This window comes from Aurantiacibacter sp. MUD61 (assembly GCF_027912455.1).
Classification (GTDB): Bacteria; Pseudomonadota; Alphaproteobacteria; order Sphingomonadales; family Sphingomonadaceae; genus Alteraurantiacibacter.
Genome location: NZ_CP115446.1, coordinates 191,179 through 209,855, shown reverse-complemented (window position 1 = coordinate 209,855; position 18,677 = coordinate 191,179). Strand labels below are relative to the sequence as shown.

Below are 18,677 nucleotides of genomic sequence, written 5' to 3'. Positions count from 1 at the left end.
CGCCTTAGTCGCCCGTGCTGCCACGCTTGATGAGGCGGGCGGGAAGGCGGTTGTCGGGCTTTTCCTTGCCTTCCACATCGGCAAGCAGAGTGGCGATCAGCCTTTCGCCCGCGCCTTTGATATCCTGCATGATCGTGGTCAGCGGCGGATTGGTCAGGCTGGCGGAGGGAATATCGTCAAAGCCGATGACTGAGACATCGTCCGGCACCTTTCGTCCGGCTTCGGCAAGTGCGCGCATCGCGCCGATTGCGATCAGATCGCTGGCAGCAAAGATTGCGTCGAATTCCTTGCCTGAAGCGAGTAGGTCTTTCGCAGCGGTGTATCCGGCTTCTTCGGTAGTGATGGCATCGAATTGTAGGTCGGCATCCGGTTCGATACCCTCTTTTACCAGAGCGGCGTAAAGACCCTGATACCGGCTTTCGAATTCGGGGTAATGTTCATCGGCATGGCCAAGGAAGGCGATCTTGCGGCGCCCTTTCGACAGCAAATGCTCGCCCGCCATTTGCCCCGCGCCGAAATTGTCCGAACCAACCGTCGTACCGTTGAGATCGCTCGACACCGAACCCCAGCGCGCAAAATGCGTGCCCTGCTGTTCGAGCTGATCGAGCCGCTGCTTGTAGAGCGTAAAGTCGCCATAGCCGAGCAGGATTAGGCCATCCGCGCGGTGGCTGTCCTGATACTGCACGTGCCAGTCATCCTCCATCCTCTGGAACGATATCAGCAGGTCGAGCCCGCGATTGGCGCAGGCGCGGGTGATCGATCCCAGCATGGCGAGGAAGAACGGGTTTATCATGCTTTCATCGGGCGTGGGATCCTCGAAGAACAGCAAGGCGATGGTGTTGGATCGCTGGGAACGGAGGGAGGACGCATTCTTGTCGACAGTGTAATTCAGATCGCGGGCGATTTCCTTGATCCGCGCACGCGTTTTCTCGCTGACCGATTTGTCTCCACGCAAGGCGCGGCTGACGGTCGGCTGCGACACCCCGGCAAGATAAGCGATGTCAAAACTGGTCGGTCGGCCAGTCGGGGCGCGTCCCATGATCTCTCCTGCAGTGCCACTCCCTATGCACCTGCGTGAAGAAGGTTAGGCTGGCCCCGTTTCATTTGCAAACATCATCAGGGGGCGGCATTGCGCAGCGTGTTGATATCCGGAACACAGTGACATGACTTCACCGCTGACCCTTTCACCGAATTCACGAATTGTCGCATCGACCTTTGGCGAGGAAGAGCAGCCGTTGATGCAGGTGGACGGAGCCCTGGCCGACCTCGAGTTGGTGCGCGAGATCGCGGCGAAGCATACCTACAAGCCGATTGGGCCATTTTATCCGGGCATCCGGGCAGCGGTGTCGGAAAAGATCGCCATGCCACTTGTCGCGCCCCTGCTCGGCACCTTGCAGACCCTGTTCGGGCTGTCACGCGAGCCGCGCTTTTTCGAATGCTTTCTCAGTCTTGTTACGAAATCGCCAGCCGAGCTGGACCCGATCCAGCGCCTGCCGCATTTCGACGGGACAGAGCCTGAGCGGCTTGCTGTGCTCCTTTATCTCTCCGACGATGAGGCGTGTGGCACGGCGTTCTATCGCCAACACGCCACGGGCTTCGAGAGTGTCGATGACACACGCTACCATCGCTATCTGGCGGAGCTTGAGCGGGCGACTGAGGAGCACGGGATCCCGCCCGCCAGCTATATCGATGAAAGCTCGCCCATCTTCGCGCAGACCCACCGGGAGAGAGGTGTCGCGAACCGCATGATAATCTACCGCGGCAATACGCTGCATTGCGCCGCGATGCGTGAAGGCTTCGTGCCCGATCCCGATGCGCGCACCGGCAGGCTAACCCTCAACCTTTTCCTAAAGGCTTGATTTTCCACGTTTCATATGCAGCATTTTAGCAACAGCGCATTCTATGCATAGGATTGCGTATACGTATGCTGTCTATCTTATTGGCCCGAACCGGACGTAGATCATGACACACGAGATTGGGCGACAGACCCAAAATCCGTGAGTTTTTTTGGAGCAGGACTGCCGGGCGGGAAACCCATATCTCCCGGCCTTTATCCGGGGGAATATATGAATATCCGAAACACCCTTCGCGCTGGTGCCAGTACCACCGCATTTGCGATTGCCGCCCTGGCCCTTCCGGGCGTCGCCGTGGCGCAAAGCAGCGATCAGCTCGATGAAGAGCAGACCGCTGACGATCAGACACAGGATGCACCTGAAGACACCATCCTCGTCACCGGTTACCGTCAGGCGCTTGAAACCGCGATTGGCGAAAAGCGTAACAACACCGCCATCGTCGAAGCCTTCTCGGCTGAAGACATCGGCAAGCTGCCCGACATCTCCATCGCCGAAACGCTCGGCCGCCTGCCTGGCCTTGCCGTGCAGCGTATCGATGGCCGCGCGCAGAGCCTCTCGATCCGTGGCCTTGGCCCGGACTATTCTACCTCGCTTCTCAACGGTCGCCAGCTCGTTTCTTCGGGCGACAACCGCGCCGTCGAGTATGACCAGTATCCCGCAGAGCTTATCAACAGCGGTGTCGTCTACAAGACGCCCTATGCTGGCCTGATCGGTCAGGGTCTCGCCGGTACGGTTGACCTGCGCACTATCCGCCCGCTCGACGCGAATGAGCGCGTGCTGTCGCTGAGCGCACGTTACGAATTCAATGAAGACGGCTCGCTTAACCCCGACATCGATGGCTTCGGCTATCGTGCCACCGGCACCTATGTCGATCAGTTTGCTGACGACACTCTGGGTCTCGCAATCGGCGCTGCCTATCAGTCGAGCCCGAGCCAGGTGCAGCGCTTCAACGCATGGGGCTATCCCGACGATTCGGGCCAGGCTGTTCTCGGCGGTATGAAGCCGTTTGCGCGCTCGGTCGATCTTGATCGCCTTGGCATCTTCGGCACGCTTCAGTACGAGCCGAGCCTTGAGTGGAATACCACGCTGGATGTGTTCTATGCCGATTATCGTGAGCGCATTCCGCAGCGCGGCATCGAATTCCCGTTCAACCCGGGTTGGGGTGCCGGAACGGCTATCTCCGACACCAGCGGCGGTGACTTCCCGGATTCCGTGACTTTCACCGGCGTGCAGCCCGTCGTTCGCAACGACTATGATCGCAAGGACACCGAAACCTTCGCAATCGGCTGGAACACGACATATGAAAACGACGACATCATGCTGATGGCCGACGTTTCCTATTCGCGCAGCGATCGTCGCCTGCAGCAGATCGAGAGCTATTCGGGCCTCAGCTATGCAGCTGGCGGAACGACCTCCGATACTGTTACCTACAACCGCAACTCTGGCGGCTTCCCGTTCCTGTTCAGCAACACGATCGATTATTCTGACACGAACCTGATCCAGCTGACCGACCCGCGCGGTTGGGGTGCTGGCGGCATTGTCCAGGCCGGCTTCATCAACGACACCGAAACCGAAGACGAGCTGTGGAGCGTTCGCGCAGAAGCATCTTTCTTCCGCGGTCGTTTCGATGGTCTGGAAGCGGCTGTCATCGGCTTCAATTACGATCAGCGTACCAAGAGCCGCGACATCACTCAGAACTTCATCAGCCTTGCTGGTGGCCCTTCGGTGATCGCTGCTGACGGTGCTGTGACCCGTACGCCGGTGCCCAGCAGCGCGCTGCTGGAGCCGACTGCTGCTCTCAGCTTCCTCGGCTTCGGTCCGCAGGTCACATACGATCCGTTCGTTCTGTTGAACGATGGCACCTATGTCCTGACCGACGTGCAGAGCTCCAGCCTGCCGTTCCCGGGTGACTGGACCGTTCGCGAAGATGTCTACACCGGCTATGCGCGCTTCGATCTCGACACCGAAATCGGCGCGATCCCGATGACGGGTAACGTCGGCGTCCAGTTCGTCTACACCGACCAGAGCTCGAGCGGCTTCGAATCGCCCGGCGGTGTCGGCGCTACGCTGATCCCGGTCGAAGCAGGTGACGAATATCTGCACGTCCTGCCGAGCGCGACGTTCAACTTCGAAGTCGGGCCCGACACCGTGGTGCGTCTGGGTGCTGCTCGCACGCTGACCCGTCCGCGTATGGACCAGCTCAACGCGTCGTCCAATGCCAGCATCGCCAACCAGCCGCAGGAGCCGCTTGGCTCGATCTTCAGCGGTGGCGGCGGTAACCCGCAGCTGCGCCCCTATGTCGCGAACGGTATCGACCTCTCGGCCGAGCATTACTTTGCCGGCACGCAGGGCTACATCTCGGTAGCGACCTATTACAAATGGCTCGAGGATTTCGTGAACCCCAACGCATCCGTGCTGCGGGACTTCTCCTACCTTGTGCCGTCGCTGAGCGGTGCGCAGCTCGATGCCTTCAACCAGAGCGGCCAGGAGACGCTGGGCTTCGTTTCGGGCCCGGACAACGGTGCGGACGGCTACATCTTCGGTATCGAGGCAAGCCTTGCCCTTCCGTTCGGCGTCTTCTCCGATGCGCTCGAAGGTTTCGGTGTCCAGACCAGCGTGTCCTACACCGATAGCGAACTGGAAGTGACACCTCCGGGTGGCGGCAGCTTCAACGTCGATGTTCCGGGTCTTTCGGAATTCGTCGTCAACTCCACCGCATTCTTCGAAAGCGGCGGTTTTGAAGCGCGCGTCAGCCACCGTTACCGTACCGAATTCCTTGCCGAATTCATCGGTATCTCGGCCAGCCGTACTTTCCGCGAAACCTATCCGGAATCGATTTTCGATGCCCAGATCGGTTACCGCTTCGAAGGTGGTGCGCTGGATGGCCTGTCCTTCACGCTGCAGGCGCTCAACCTGACTGACGAACCCTTCATCTCCTTCCAGAATGGCGATGAAGCACAGATCATCGATTACGAAGAGTATGGCCGGACCTACCTCATCGGTGTGTCCTACCGCTTCTGATCGACAGCTTGCCGGCGGGGAGCTTGCACTCCCTTGAGCTTCCCGCCGGCATACTTGTCTCGCTATGTCTCCCATGGGAGACGTGATTGCAGAGCTGGCGACACTGCCAGCTTTGAGACAGGGGCAGCGCTATGACCGAGAAGGCTTCAACCCGATATGTGATAGCTGGCGGTGGCACCGCTGGCTGGATGAGCGCAGCGGCCCTGTCGCGCTTCGCTCCTCCGGGCGCGAGCATCACTCTGGTTGAAAGCGATGCCATCGGCACCGTGGGTGTCGGCGAAGCCACGATCCCGCAAATCCATCTGTTCAACGGCGCGCTCGGCATTGATGAAGCGGAATTCCTGCGGGAGACGCGGGGAAGCTTCAAACTCGGTATTGAATTCGATGGCTGGCGGCGCGAGGGCGAAGCTTACATGCACGCCTTTGGCGATATCGGTCGCCCGCTGGGCCTGCTGCCATTCCAGCATTACTGGCTGCGCGCAAAACAGGCGGGGTTCGCCAAACCTCTCCAGCGCTATTCGCTCAACGAACTCGCCGCGCGCACCATGCGTATGCATCGCGGTAAAACCACCCAGGGGCGTGAACTGCCCTATGCCTATCATTTCGACGCTGGCCTTTACGCTGCCTTTTTGCGCAAATTCGCAGAGGCACGCGGTGTCCGCCGTGTCGAAGGCAAGATCGGCGCTGTCGAGCAGGCCGCCGATAGCGGCGACATCACCGGGCTGACGTTAGAAAGTGGCGAGCTGATCGAAGGCGATTTTTTCATCGATTGCACCGGCTTTCGCGGCCTGCTTATTGAAGGCGCGCTCGAAGCTGGTTTCGATGACTGGAGCAATTTCCTCCCCTGCAACCGCGCCATGGCCGTGCCATGCGAGGGCGGCGGTGATTTTACGCCTTATACCAAGGCGATCGCGCGGGAAGCTGGCTGGCAATGGCGCATTCCGCTGCAACATCGGATCGGCAACGGCCTCGTCTATTGCAATGACTTCCTGTCTGATGAAGAAGCGAGCGAGACGCTGCTCGCCAATCTTGATGGCAAGCGTCAGGCCGATCCGCGCCCGATCCGCTTCACCACCGGCAAGCGCCGCGCCCATTGGAAAAACAACTGTCTCGCCGTGGGCCTATCTGCTGGCTTCATGGAGCCGATGGAATCGACCAGCATCCACATGATCCAGAGCGCGATCAGTCGCTTCATGGCCGTCATGCCGCAGGCTGGCGGTAAGGCAGAGCAAGCGACGAAGGACTGGTTCAACCACCAGTCTACTTTCGAGTGGGAGCGGATTCGCGATTTCCTCGTGCTGCATTACACCGCCAATGAGCGCGAAGGGCAGCCGTTCTGGGATCACGTTCGCACGATGGAATTGCCCGCCACGCTGACCGCGAAGCTTGAGCAGTGGAAAGCTTCGGGCTTCATCCACCGCGAGCATGAGGAATTGTTCACCGAAGTGGGCTGGTTCCAGGTGTTCGCCGGGCAGGGTGTAGAGGCGGGGGGATATAATCCGATCGCCGACGCCATTTCCGAGGACGATCTTCGCGCGCTGCTCGACGAGACCGAGATGTCCCTGATCGAGCAAGTGAAGCCAATGCCGCGCCATCTCGATTTTCTGCAAAATTATGTGAACGGGACAGCCCGTTCGGAGGTACCCGCATGACTATTCGCCACATCGCCGCAATCCTGATGGCGAGCGCCGCTTTGCCGGGCTGTGCAACCGCACAGCAGGCCGCGCAGAGTGATACTAGCGAGCGTGCCGCCTATCTCGATCGGCTGCCGAGCGAGGAAATCGTGTACTTTGTGCTGCCAGACCGTTTCGAAAACGGCGACACCACCAACGACACTGGCGACTTCACTGGCGGACGTCTCGAAACCGGCTTCGATCCGACGGCGCGCGGCTTCTTCCAGGGCGGCGATCTTGCCGGTTTGACGAGCCGCCTCGACTATCTCGAAGAGATGGGCATCACCGCGATCTGGTTCGCGCCGATCTTCCAGAACAAGCCGGTGCAGGGCCCTCCCGGTGACGAGAGTGCGGGCTATCACGGCTATTGGGTCACCGATTTCACCCGTCCTGACGGCCACTTCGGCACGCGCGACGAATTCATCGCCTTCGTCGAGGCGGCACATTCGCGCGGTATGAAAGTCTACATGGACATCATCACCAATCACACAGCCGATGTGATTACATACGAAGATGGGTCCGAGACCAATTTCGAATACCGCAGCATGGGCGATTATCCCTATTCAACGCGCGGCGGCCCCGACGGGGAGCCGATCAACGAAGGCTTCATGGGGCACGAGGATTCGAGCGAAGAAAACTTCGCCCGCCTGACCGATCCGAACTACGCCTATATTCCGGTAGTGCCTGAAGCTGAGCGCGACGTGAAAGTGCCAGCGTGGCTCAACGATCCGATCTATTACCATAATCGCGGCAACAGCAGCTTTACCGGTGAAGACAGCCGCTTCGGTGACTTCGCAGGGCTGGACGATCTCTTCACAGAGCATCCGCGGGTGCGCGAAGGGATGATCGAGATCTTCTGCGACTGGATTACCGAGACGCGTGTCGACGGCTTCCGCATCGATACCGCGCGTCACGTCGATCCGGGCTTCTGGCAAGAATTCGTGCCCGCGATGGAAAGCTGCGCCGACAGCGTTGGCATCACCAACTTCCACATGTTCGGCGAAGTCTACAAGGACATCCCGCAAAACGGTTATATCGCCGAATACACGCGGCGCGATCAGCTTCCTGCGGTGCTCGATTTCGCCTTCCAGGCCGCCATGCGCGAACTGCTCGGCCGCGATCAGGGCACGGTTGTGCTTGCCCATATGTTCGATGGGGATGTGCTGTATGAAGGCGGGGAAGAAACCGCGCGCACCCTGCCGACTTTCCTCGGCAATCACGACATGGGCCGGTTCAGCACGCTGATCCGCGATGACATGCCCGACATTTCGCAGGAGGAGCTGCTACAGCGCGTGATGCTCGGCCATGCGATGATGATGAGCCTGCGCGGCTCTCCGGTCATTTACTATGGTGATGAGCAGGGCTTTGTCGGCGATGGCAATGACCAGCGCGCGCGTGAGCCCATGTTCCCCAGCCTGACGGACGAATATAATGACAACGTCCTGATCGGCACCGATGCCACCACGGCGGAAAGCAATTTCGATCAGACACATCCGCTTTACCAGCTGATTGCCGAATTCTCCGAGATTCGCCGCGCGCATCCCGCGCTGACGCGTGGGCACCAGCAGGTGCGCCATTATGAGCAGGAGCCCGGCATTTTCGCCGCCGCTCGCTTCGATCCGGAAGACGGTACCGAGTATCTCGTCGTGTTCAACACGACCGCTGAAGCACGCTCTGCGAATATCTGGGTGAATTACGAAGCGCGCGCGTTTCAGACCTTGGCGGGCGAATGTCCTGCCGAAGTTGCGGCACCGGGCAGTGCGCCGTTCACGATCCCCGCCTTCGGCTGGGCAGTGTGCCGGGTAAGCGAGGTGGCCGAGTGAGCGGCGACGCGACCACGCTGCCTTGGTGGAAGGGCGCGGCGATCTACCAGATCTATCCGCGCAGCTTCATGGATTCCAATGGCGACGGGATCGGCGACTTGCCGGGCATCACCTCGCGCCTTGGCCATGTCGCCAGCCTTGGCGTCGATGCGATCTGGATCAGCCCATTCTTCACCAGCCCGATGAAGGATTTCGGCTACGATGTGTCAGATTACCGCGACGTCGATCCGATTTTTGGCGAGCTGGCCGACTTCGATGCTCTGGTTTCGCGCGCGCATGAGCTGGGCCTCAAAGTCCTGATCGATCAGGTCTATTCGCATACCTCCGATGAACATTCGTGGTTCGTCGAGAGCCGTTCGAGCCGCGAGAACCCGAAGGCGGATTGGTATGTGTGGGCAGACGCCAAACCCGATGGCTCGCCGCCGTCCAACTGGCAGAGCGTTTTCGGTGGACCGGCCTGGACATGGGATGCGCGCCGCGGCCAGTATTACCTGCACAATTTCCTGAATTCGCAGCCGCAAATGAATCTGCACAACCGCGATGTGCAGGATGCGGTGCTCGACGTGATGCGCTTCTGGCTCGATCGCGGCGTCGATGGGTTCCGCATCGACGCACTCAATTTTGCGATGCACGATCCGGAGCTGAAGGATAATCCGCCCGCTCCGGCGACCGACAAGCAGCGCACCCGGCCGTTCGATTTCCAATTGAAAATCAACAACCAGTCGCATGCCGATATCCCGGCTTTCATCGAGCGTATCCGCGCGCTGACAGACGAGTACAATGGCATTTTCACTGTCGCGGAAGTTGGCGGGGACGATGCCGATGTGGAGATGAAAGCGTTCACCGCGGGCGAGACACATCTCAATTCCGCTTACGGCTTCGACTTCCTCTATGCCGACAAGCTGACGCCCGGGCTGGTGTGCGCCGCATTGGCGCATTGGCCTGATGAGGAAGGCCTTGGCTGGCCAAGCTGGGCTTTCGAAAACCACGATGCACCGCGCGCGCTCAGCCGCTGGTGCAAGCCGGAAGATCGCGAAGCGTTCGCGCGGTTGAAAGCGGCACTGCTCGCCTGCCTGCGCGGGAATATCATCCTGTATCAGGGCGAAGAGCTCGGCCTGACGCAAGTCGATATCCCGTTCGAGCAGCTCCACGATCCTGAAGCGATTGCCAATTGGCCGCTGACGCTCAGTCGCGACGGAGCGCGCACGCCAATGCCATGGGAGATGTGCGATTGCGGCGGCTTCGGGTCCGAGACCCCATGGCTTCCCTTGGGCGAAGACAATATCGGCCGCGCTGTCGAGGCGCAGGACAAGGACGATCATTCACTTCTCAATCACACGCGCGCGATGATCGCGCTGCGCAAGGCGCATCCGGCGCTGCATCACGGCGCGGTGGGCGCATGTGAAGTGAGCGGTGATTTGCTGACTCTCGAACGTGTGGCCGATGGCGAGAGAATTCGCGCCGTCTTCAACCTCGGCGCAGAGCCAGCAACGCTGGGTAGCGCCATGAGCAGCGGGACAACCATCGCAGCAATCAACGGCGCCTCGCCCGAAACACTTCCCCCCTTCGCAGCATTGGTGATGCAATTATGACCCTTTTCCGATCCCTGCTTTCGCTGATCGCCTTCCTGCTGCCCGCAGCCGCGCTCGCCGGTACGGTGACGTCGCCCGATGGCCGCATTGTCGCGACGCTCGATGCCGATGGCGAGGGTATTCCGACCTATTCGGTGATGTTCGATGGCGAAGCTGTGATCAATCCGTCGACGATCGGCTTCACATTCACCGATGCCAATCCGATGCGCCGCGGCTTCACGGTGGTGAATGAAACGACCAACTCGCACGATGCGACATGGGAGCAGCCCTGGGGCGAACGCCGCTTCATTCGCGACAAGCACAACGAGCTCGCCGTCACCTTTCGTCAGGGCGATGACGACGCGCGTGAAATGACAGTGCGCATGCGGGTTTTCGATGATGGCGTGGGCTTCCGCATCGAGTTTCCCGAACAGGCGAGCATGCCTGTCGCCAATATCGCTGACGAGCTGACCGAATTCCGCATCGCCAGTGATGGGGAGGCATGGTCGATCCCCGCAGGCGACTGGAATCGCTACGAATATCTCTATGAGCGTACGCCGATCAGCGCGCTCTCCACCGTGCACACGCCGGTGACGATGGTGCTGGAAAACGGCACGCATATCTCCTTCCACGAAGCTGCGCTGGTCGATTACTCGGGCATGTGGCTGCGGCGGATGGAGGGCACACGCCTGCGCGCAACGCTCGCGCCAAGCCCGCGAGGGCCCAAAGTGGTGCGGGAAGGGGCGTTTCACACCCCGTGGCGGACCATCCAGATTGCCGACGGCCCAGCTGGCCTGTTCGAAAGCGCGATGATCCTCAATCTGAATGAGCCCAATGCCTTGGGCGATGTCAGCTGGGTGGAACCGCACACATACATCGGCATCTGGTGGGAAATGCACCTCGATGAAAGTAGCTGGGCGAGCGGACCCAACCATGGTGCGACCACCGAGAACGCCATGCGCTATATCGACTTCGCTGAAGAGCACGGCTTTCGCGGCGTGCTAATCGAAGGCTGGAATGTGGGCTGGGACGGAAACTGGTTCGGCAACGGCCGGGACTATAGCTTCACCCAGGCCTATCCCGATTTCGACATCGAATTCTTAGCCGACTACGCCCGCGAACGCGGCGTCCGGATCATCGGGCACCATGAAACGGGCGGTAATATCGACGTCTATGGCGATCAGCTGGAGGACGCGATGGCTTTTTATGAGCGGCTTGGCATCGATGCGGTGAAGACCGGTTACGTTGCCGATGCGGGCGGCATTATCGCTCCCGATGGCGAGGGCGGAGAAACTTTCGTCTGGCATGACGGGCAGGAGCAGGTGAACCACCATTTGCGCGTAGTGCAGGAAGCCGCCGAACATCGCATCGCGGTCAATCCGCATGAGCCGGTGAAGGATACAGGGCTTCGCCGCACCTATCCCAATTGGGTGAGCCGCGAAGGCGCGCGCGGAGCGGAATATGATGCCTGGGCGGTGCCGAAGAACGATCCGGGCCATGTGCCGGAGCTGATCTTCACGCGCATGCTGTCCGGTCCGATGGATTACACGTCCGGAGTCTTCTCGCTGGAAGGTCGCGGCGCGACCGAGCCTGACATTCCGAGCACGCTGGCACGCCAGCTCGCCTTCTACATCGCAATCTATTCGCCGATCCAGATGGTCGCCGACCTGCCCGAGAATATCGACGCCTACCCGCGCGCGCTTGATTTCGTGCAGCGTGTCGGCGTGGATTGGCATGAAAGCCTGCTGCTTGATGGTGCGGTTGGCGAATACGCTGTGATTGCCCGACAGGTGCGAGACAGTGACACCTGGTTCGTGGGCGGCGTAACCGATGATCAGGCGCGCGATGCCAGCTTTGCGCTGGACTTCCTTGAGCCGGGCAGGGACTATGTCGCCACGATCTGGGAAGACGGTGAGGGAGCCGACGGCATGGGCGACAATCGCCACGCGATGAATGTGCGCAGCTGCACGGTACGCAGCACCGATACGCTGTCGCTGCACATGGCGCGCGCTGGCGGTTTCGCGGTTGAAATCGCCCCTGCCGGCGAGTGAGCGAGCCAACGCCTCCGCATATCGTTGTCCTTGGTGGGGGCAGCGCAGGGTGGATTACCGCCTGCCTGCTCCACCACCGCTGGGCCGATCGCGGCGGCAAAGTCACTGTCATCGAGAGCCCGGATATCGGCATCATCGGCGTGGGCGAAGGATCGACCCCGCAGCTGAAAGCCATGTTCGATCACCTCGGTATCGCCGAGGCCGACTGGATGAGCGCATGCGATGCCACCTATAAGCTGGGCATTCGCTTTACCGGCTGGAGCGAACGCCCCGGTTTCGAAAGCTACTTCCATCCGTTTCCCGGCCCTGTGGACCTGCACAGCGAACCGGGCTTCACGCACAACTGCATGCTGGCGCGGCGCGGCTTCGATGTGCCTGCGCATCCCGATGACTGGTTCCTCGCCAGCGTCTTGGCCGAGGCAGGCAAGGGTCCGCAGGCGAGTGAGAATTTCCCCTTTGCGCCCAGCTATGGATACCATTTCGATGCCTACAAACTGGGCGCGTTCCTGCGTGATTGGGCGACGGCGCGCGGCCTGGTGCATCGCCCGCTGAAAGTCGAAGATATCGAGACCACCGAGCAAAGCGAGGTCGCAGCTCTGCTGTGCGAAGGCGGTGAGCGGATCACCGGCGATCTGTTTGTCGATTGCTCCGGTTTCCGCGCGATGATCGCGCAAGGCGCTTTGGGCGGCGAATTCGTCTCCTTCGGCGAAAATCTTTTCAATGATAGCGCCGTGGTGGTGCCGACCAAAAAAGTCTCAGATTTCCGCCCGCAGACAGAGGCCATCGCGATGAAAGCCGGCTGGCGCTGGCACATCCCGCTCACAACGCGCACCGGCAACGGTTATGTCTATTCTTCCGACCACATTTCTGACGAGGACGCAGCGGCGGAATTGCTCGCATCCGTAGGCCTCCAGCAAGGTGAGGCCGAGCCGCGCTTCCTGAAAATGAAAGTGGGCCGCATGAAGGACAGCTGGCGCGGCAATTGCCTCGCTGCCGGGCTCGCGCAGGGATTCGTCGAGCCGCTGGAGGCGACCGCTCTGCACATCGTCATCGCCACTGCGCTCGAATTTGCCGAAGCCTATGAAGCAGGTGGCTTCACCGCGCAGCATCGCGATGCTTTCAACCGCAATATCGGCGCACGTTATGATGCAATTCGCGATTACATCGTCGGCCATTATCGCCTGAACCAACGCAGCGACACAGACTATTGGCGCGAGAATGCAGCGAACCAGAATCTGTCGGACGGGTTGAAAGCGATGCTCACCGCGTGGTTCACCCATGGTGATATCGCGGCTGCCAATCGCGAGAATTATCCGGTGCAGGCCTATTCCTCTGCCAGCTGGCATTGCCTGTTTGCAGGCTATGGCGCTTTCCCGCCCGCAGCGAAGATGCATTCTTTGCCTTCGCAAGTGCAGGCCGCGAACTTGGATCAGGTCAAAGGCATGCTTACCGCCTGCACGGCGAATTTCTCCGAACTCGGAATTTAGTCGCACCGGCCGCGAAGAGCGCTTTTACACCTGTTTACTCGGCGGTTTTCGGCATCGCTGCTAGGCGAAGCCTCGAACGCGCCGGGGGAAGGGTTTAGGGCATGATCGATCAGAAATCGCAATCGACAAGTGCGAGCTTCCGCATCGGTGTCGCTTTTGCCGCGCTGAGCGTCGTCGCCTGTTTCATCGCCGCAAGCGTGTTGTCGAGCGGCTCGCTAGAAGCTGCCAACTCACCTGAAATGGTGAGCACACAACCTTGAATGGCTGGAAAGCGTTGGTCCCCCTTTCGCTTTCCAGCCAGCTGTTTCTGGCAAGCATGGCATTGCAATCAGCACGGGTTCTGCGAAATTCGAAATCGCCCGCAGGGACGTGGGTGAAATGGAGTTGTCGATGGTGAAGGTTCTGGCATCCAAAACAGGATTGGCTTTCGGATTGGCGGCCTTGTGCTCTGTCTTCGCGCCGACAACGCTGCACGCGCAGGACGATTCCACGATCGGCTATCGCATGGCTGCCGGTGACACGCTGATCGGCGTGAGCCAAGAATATGTGATCGGCAGAGATGCGGCAGCCCGCCTCGCACGCCTCAACAGAATTCAAAACCCCCGCCGCATTCCTATCGGAACCGTCATTCGCATTCCGCGCGACCAGCTGGTCTATCGCCCTGCCGGTCTGGCGGTGCTGAGCTCACGGGGTCCGGTAACTATCGACGGCGTCGAAGCAAGCCAAGGCGCCGAATTGCGTGAGGGCGCCGTGGTGCAAACGGGCCCCGGCGGATTTGTTTCGTTCCAGACTGTCGATGGTGCGGCAATTTCCCTGCCGTCCAACACCCTCGCCCGTCTCGAACGTTCGCGTATCTATCTCTTGCGCGACCTGCGCGATGTGCATTTTCGCATTCTCAGTGGCCGCGGAGAGGTAATCGCGCCTACCCTGCGGGATGACGAACGCTGGCAAACCAGCACGCCGGTGTCGGTGACGGCGGTACGCGGCACTGTCTACCGCGTCGGCTACTCGGAAGAGGCGGAGCTTGGCCTGACCGAGGTGGTCGAAGGAAGTGTCGCCGTCACTGCTGACGAAGCCGCCACAGTCGCTCAGGAAGGCTTCGGTGTCGTGGTCGTCGACGAGGGTCTCAGTCCTCCGGAAGCACTGCTTCCACCGCCCGAGATCGAAAATGCCAATGCGATACAAACCGGGGAGGCTGTGGCGTTCGAGATCGCTTTGCCGGAAGGCGCAGTTGCGCTGCGCACGCAGCTCGCCACCGATGCAGGTTTTCTTGAGCTTTTCGCGGAAGATATTTCCTCGGAGGGCGCAGCCTTCACTGACCTGCCGAACGGACGCTATTTCATTCGCAGTCGAGGAATTTCCGCAAACGGACTGGAAGGGCTCAGCGCGCCGGTCGCCGAAAACTTCCGTCGCAAACGTTTGGGCAGTGAAGCATCGGTGGAGGCCTCGCCAATCGAAGATGGCTACCGCTTTGCGTGGCTCCCTCAAGGTGAGGGCACGACGCATTTTGCCTTTCAGCTCTGGCGGGAGGGGGAAAGCGATGCGCCGCTGTATGATGAAATCGCCTTGCCCGGCTCGGCGACAGTCGTCACGGGGTTGGAGCCCGGCACTTACGTCTGGCGCGTGGCCGCCATTCAGGCCGATGAAGAGGACGGGCTTTTGAAGATTTGGGGTTCCGAACAGAGGCTCGCGGTCTCGGCCGAGTAATGTCTCGGGACCAGGGGTAAGGATCGACGCATCATGGTGGTTCGCCGCATCCTTGCTGAATGGTGGGTCCTCCTTTTCGCGATGGCTGTGCTTGGCACGCTGGCTGCCTATGGGGAGCTGACTAATCGTCTGGATGCGCGGATCCTCGATCGTGCCGCAAGCCTTGCGAGGGCAGAAATCTCCGACGACATTCTGATTGTCGCGATCGATGACGACAGTCTGGCCGAGCTTGGCGCTTGGCCATGGCCGCGAAGCCTGCACGCGCAGCTGATCGATCAGCTCACCGCCAGTGAAGCCGATCAGGTCTTGTACGATATGCTGTTTCTGGAGCCGACTTCAGAAGCAGAGGATGACGCTTTCGCCCGCGCTATCGCGCGCAATGGCAATGTGTTTCTGCCGTTCACCTTTGTGCCGATGCAAAATGCCCGCAGCGGCCTCGAACCGGCGATGCCTTTGCCGGTATTTGCCAATGCAGCAGCGGGGATGGGCCACGTGACGATTGCACCCGATGCCGACGGTGTCTTGCGGCGCTTCGCTTTCGATCTTGAGATTGGCGGCATCACCTATCCGCATTTCGTCCAGAGTGCAGTCGAAGCCGATCCGGATTTCGACGCTACGCTGCCCTCTGCGCCGGTGATGGCGTTCCACCCGGTCGGCTCCTATGCGCACGTGTCTGCCGCCGATGTTATCGAAGGGCGTTTGCCCAGCGAATTCTTGCGCGGTCGCACGATATTGGTCGGAGCCACTGCTCAGGGCATGGGCGATCGCTATTCGGTCGGTGCACGCGATGTGGCGGTGATGCCCGGAGTGGAGACGCAGGCCAATCTGCTCGATGCGACGCGAAGCAATGCTCTGGTGAAGGATCTGCCGAACGGGTGGTCTGCCGCGCTAGCGGTATTTGCTCTCCTCATCCAGTTTCTGGTGTTCTGGAAAATGTCCCCGCGCGCCGGCCTCATTGCGACACTTGCCCTCGCTTTCGCGATTGGCCTGTTGACGGTGGTGCTGGTTCCGATGGCAGGGCTATGGGTTGCCCCGGGCGCAGCTTTGCTTGTGGTCCTGCTGTCCTATCCCTTCTGGAGCTGGCGCAGGCTCACCTCGGTCAGTTCCTATCTGGAAGAAGAGGCGGCCTTCCTGCGGCCGGAAGGAGCGCAGCGCGCGCAAGTCGACGGGTTCGACCAGATCGCCCGGCAGGTCGGGCGGATGCGGCGGCTGGTGAGCCGGGTCAATCGTGGCTTCCAGTTCATGCGCAAGGTCATCGAGGCGGCGCCGGATGCGATCCTCGTGCTCGATCGCGCGTCTCAAGTGACCATGGCGAACCGGCAGGCGCAGGATCTGTTTCCGCATTGGCAGGAGGCTGAGCCGGGCCCGCTAGACGAACTCCTGGCGAAGCATGAGGTCGAACAAATCGCCGAGCGGGAAGAAATGCGCTTCCCCGATGGCCGCACTTTCCTCGTCGCCCGCGCGCCTTTTGAAATGGAAGATGATGCCGACGGCGGCGAAATCTTCGCACTGCGCGATGTGACCGATAGCCGCAGGCGAGACGAGGAGCGCCGCGAGATGCTCGAATTTCTCTCGCACGATATGCGCTCCCCGCAGGTTGCGATTATCGGGCTGGCGCGCAAATTGCCCGATCAGGACGAAGAGGGCGTGCCCGAACGGATCAAAAACCAGGCAGAGCGGACTCTGAAACTCGCCGACGATTTCGTGCAGCTTGCTCGCCTCGAAGAGACGCCACTGGATTTCGAAGACACCGATATTGCCGCCCTGATCGAAGAGGCGAACGACAGGGCTTACGCTCTCGCGCGGCACAAGCGGATCGAGGTGATCCAAGCAGTGCCCGACGATCCGGTGTTTGCATTTGTGGATGCATCGCTGATCGCGCGCCTGCTCGATAATTTGCTCGGTAATGCGATAAAATTTGCGCCGGAAGGCAGCCGGATCGAGATGTCGCTGAGGCAAGTTAATGACGACTGGGTGCAGATATCTGTCGCCGATCAGGGGCCGGGCCTGCCGCCCGAACGCCTGCGCAAACCTTTCGCGCGGTTTGGCGCGCATCAGAGCAAGGCGGGGCCGAGCGTGGGCCTTGGCCTGACTTTCGTGAAGCGCGTGGTGGACAAGCATCGCGGGACGATCAAAGTCACCTCGGGTGAAGGCGAGGGCACCTGTTTCACTATCGATCTGCCAACCAATGGCAGCGTCAACGATTGAGATCAGTCCGTGCGTGCATCAGCGACGAGGGCACGGGCCAACGCGGTGATGTGCTCATCGTCGATTGCGCAGTCGGACGCCTCGGCCACCCCGCGATAGGTGACTTCACCCGAAGCGCGATCGAGGATGACGAGTGTCGCCCGCACGCGCCGCGCATCGCAGCGATCGAGCAGTCCCCGATCGCGCGGCTGCGATGTCCAAATGACGTTTTCGCTGCTCGACGCAGCCGGATCGGCGACGCCGCTTTGCGCATTACGCTCTGCCAGCGCGAAATCGGCGATGAGCTGACCATCGCCTGAAACTTGCACATCATTTTCGCGGAAAGCTTCGGTCAGCGCCTTGCCAAAGGCACCGCGCAAGGATGCATCATCCTCAAATGGAGCGAGTTGAATTTCACTGCCCTGGTCAAAGGCACCAGTCGTGGAAACAATCGCAGGCGGCGCCGTCACCGCACAGGCACCCAAAGCAAAGGAGAGGCACAGCGCCATCCAGTGGCTTCGGGCTCCAGCAGTGCGCAGTTTCAGTAATGGAATTGGAATTTACTCCACCGGACGCGCTTCGCGCTCTGCCAACTCTGCATCATCGAAGAATGCATCCATGCGGTAGCCGAAACCGAAGACGGTTTGAATAGCAAAGCCGTTGTGCGGTCGCAGCTCCAGCTTCGAGCGCACGCGCGAGACATGCATGTCCAGCGTGCGCGTGGCGATGTCGCCCATATTGCCCCAGATCTGCGAGAATATGTAGCTACGCGAGAGCGGGCGGTTCAGGTTTTCGAAGAAAAGCGCAGCGACCTTGAATTCCTTGGACGTCAGCTTGACCCGCTCACCCTTGTGCTCGATCTCTTCGTTCAGGCGATCGATCTTGTATTCGCCATAGGTCTGGAAACGTTCGCTCCGGCCTGCCGTGCCGTGACGGCGCGCCGCTGCTTCGATGCGCGCGAGGATGACTTCTTCGCTTTCCGGCTTGACGATATAGTCGCTCGCGCCCTGTTCCAAGCCTTTGACGATATCGGCCTTGTCGGATCGGCTGGTGATCAGAATGAAGGCAGGCGGCTGGTCGAGCGTGTCGTTGCCCCACTGGACCACTTCCGGGCCGGTTGCACCTGGCATGTTCCAGTCAACAAGAACGACATCATATGTTTCGCGACGCAAAGCGACGAGCAAGTCTTTCCCATTGCGAAATGTGTCGAACGTGTGCCCCGAAGATTCCAGGCAGCCGGTGATCTGCGCCAGCACTTCCTGATCGTCATCCGCTACTGCAATTCTCATTCAGCCACCCGATAG

The 18,677-nt window shown here is 60.4% G+C and carries 13 protein-coding genes; 10 read left to right on the top strand and 3 right to left on the bottom strand.

Annotated features, from left to right (window positions below; translation table 11 throughout):
* Positions 1 to 4 precede the first annotated feature (4 nt).
* Positions 5 to 1,039, bottom strand: a complete 1,035-nt coding sequence (locus O2N64_RS01035) for a LacI family DNA-binding transcriptional regulator (protein WP_271078451.1) — start codon at positions 1,037 to 1,039, stop codon at positions 5 to 7.
* Between the two features lie 124 nt (positions 1,040 to 1,163).
* On the opposite strand from O2N64_RS01035, the gene O2N64_RS01030 reads away from it, so the two are divergent.
* From O2N64_RS01030 to O2N64_RS00985, 10 genes are all read left to right on the top strand, one after another.
* Entirely contained in the window at positions 1,164 to 1,859 is a 696-nt protein-coding gene (locus O2N64_RS01030; RefSeq protein WP_271078450.1) for a DUF6445 family protein, read from the top strand.
* A gap of 207 nt (positions 1,860 to 2,066) precedes the next feature.
* Entirely contained in the window at positions 2,067 to 4,874 is a 2,808-nt protein-coding gene (locus O2N64_RS01025) for a TonB-dependent receptor (RefSeq protein ID WP_271078449.1), read from the top strand.
* Positions 4,875 to 5,005: 131 nt separating this feature from the next.
* Positions 5,006 to 6,526 (top strand): tryptophan halogenase family protein, encoded by a 1,521-nt coding sequence (locus tag O2N64_RS01020; RefSeq protein WP_271078448.1) that lies wholly within the window; start codon positions 5,006 to 5,008, stop codon positions 6,524 to 6,526.
* Positions 6,523 to 8,370, top strand: coding sequence for an alpha-amylase family glycosyl hydrolase (locus tag O2N64_RS01015; protein ID WP_271078447.1), 1,848 nt, complete (start codon positions 6,523 to 6,525; stop codon positions 8,368 to 8,370). The genes O2N64_RS01020 and O2N64_RS01015 overlap by 4 nt, the downstream gene beginning before the upstream one ends.
* Positions 8,367 to 9,962 carry an alpha-amylase family glycosyl hydrolase gene (locus O2N64_RS01010; protein WP_271078446.1) on the top strand — a complete coding sequence of 532 codons (1,596 nt, stop codon included), beginning with the start codon at positions 8,367 to 8,369 and terminating at the stop codon, positions 9,960 to 9,962. Before O2N64_RS01015 ends, O2N64_RS01010 begins: the two co-directional genes overlap by 4 nt.
* Complete coding sequence (locus tag O2N64_RS01005) at positions 9,959 to 11,992, top strand: glycoside hydrolase family 97 protein (protein WP_271078445.1); 2,034 nt, start codon at positions 9,959 to 9,961, stop codon at positions 11,990 to 11,992. The genes O2N64_RS01010 and O2N64_RS01005 overlap by 4 nt, the downstream gene beginning before the upstream one ends.
* Positions 11,989 to 13,479 (top strand): tryptophan halogenase family protein, encoded by a 1,491-nt coding sequence (locus O2N64_RS01000; RefSeq protein WP_271078444.1) that lies wholly within the window; start codon positions 11,989 to 11,991, stop codon positions 13,477 to 13,479. Before O2N64_RS01005 ends, O2N64_RS01000 begins: the two co-directional genes overlap by 4 nt.
* A 101-nt stretch (positions 13,480 to 13,580) precedes the next feature.
* Positions 13,581 to 13,739 carry a hypothetical protein gene (locus tag O2N64_RS00995; protein ID WP_271078443.1) on the top strand — a complete coding sequence of 53 codons (159 nt, stop codon included), beginning with the start codon at positions 13,581 to 13,583 and terminating at the stop codon, positions 13,737 to 13,739.
* A 130-nt stretch (positions 13,740 to 13,869) separates the two neighbouring features.
* Positions 13,870 to 15,186 (top strand): FecR domain-containing protein, encoded by a 1,317-nt coding sequence (locus O2N64_RS00990; RefSeq protein WP_271078442.1) that lies wholly within the window; start codon positions 13,870 to 13,872, stop codon positions 15,184 to 15,186.
* A 33-nt stretch (positions 15,187 to 15,219) separates the two neighbouring features.
* On the top strand, positions 15,220 to 17,394 hold the full coding sequence (locus O2N64_RS00985; protein ID WP_271078441.1) for a CHASE2 and HATPase_c domain-containing protein: 2,175 nt from the start codon (positions 15,220 to 15,222) through the stop codon (positions 17,392 to 17,394).
* A 2-nt stretch (positions 17,395 to 17,396) separates the two neighbouring features.
* On the opposite strand, the gene O2N64_RS00980 is transcribed toward O2N64_RS00985, so the two are convergent.
* Together O2N64_RS00980 and O2N64_RS00975 are read right to left on the bottom strand one after the other, a co-directional pair.
* Positions 17,397 to 17,843 carry a hypothetical protein gene (locus O2N64_RS00980; RefSeq protein WP_271078440.1) on the bottom strand — a complete coding sequence of 149 codons (447 nt, stop codon included), beginning with the start codon at positions 17,841 to 17,843 and terminating at the stop codon, positions 17,397 to 17,399.
* 90 nt (positions 17,844 to 17,933) lie between these two features.
* On the bottom strand, positions 17,934 to 18,662 hold the full coding sequence (locus O2N64_RS00975) for a response regulator transcription factor (protein ID WP_271078439.1): 729 nt from the start codon (positions 18,660 to 18,662) through the stop codon (positions 17,934 to 17,936).
* Positions 18,663 to 18,677 lie beyond the last annotated feature (15 nt).

What these genes read in the sequence shown, in the direction of transcription:
- O2N64_RS01035 (WP_271078451.1), bottom strand. Translation starts at nt 1,039, where the DNA reads ATGGGACGCGCCCCGACTGGCCGACCGACCAGTTTTGACATCGCTTAT.
- O2N64_RS01030 (WP_271078450.1), top strand. Translation starts at nt 1,164, where the DNA reads ATGACTTCACCGCTGACCCTTTCACCGAATTCACGAATTGTCGCATCG.
- O2N64_RS01025 (WP_271078449.1), top strand. Translation starts at nt 2,067, where the DNA reads ATGAATATCCGAAACACCCTTCGCGCTGGTGCCAGTACCACCGCATTT.
- O2N64_RS01020 (WP_271078448.1), top strand. Translation starts at nt 5,006, where the DNA reads ATGACCGAGAAGGCTTCAACCCGATATGTGATAGCTGGCGGTGGCACC.
- O2N64_RS01015 (WP_271078447.1), top strand. Translation starts at nt 6,523, where the DNA reads ATGACTATTCGCCACATCGCCGCAATCCTGATGGCGAGCGCCGCTTTG.
- O2N64_RS01005 (WP_271078445.1), top strand. Translation starts at nt 9,959, where the DNA reads ATGACCCTTTTCCGATCCCTGCTTTCGCTGATCGCCTTCCTGCTGCCC.
- O2N64_RS00995 (WP_271078443.1), top strand. Translation starts at nt 13,581, where the DNA reads ATGATCGATCAGAAATCGCAATCGACAAGTGCGAGCTTCCGCATCGGT.
- O2N64_RS00990 (WP_271078442.1), top strand. Translation starts at nt 13,870, where the DNA reads ATGGTGAAGGTTCTGGCATCCAAAACAGGATTGGCTTTCGGATTGGCG.
- O2N64_RS00985 (WP_271078441.1), top strand. Translation starts at nt 15,220, where the DNA reads ATGGTGGTTCGCCGCATCCTTGCTGAATGGTGGGTCCTCCTTTTCGCG.
- O2N64_RS00975 (WP_271078439.1), bottom strand. Translation starts at nt 18,662, where the DNA reads ATGAGAATTGCAGTAGCGGATGACGATCAGGAAGTGCTGGCGCAGATC.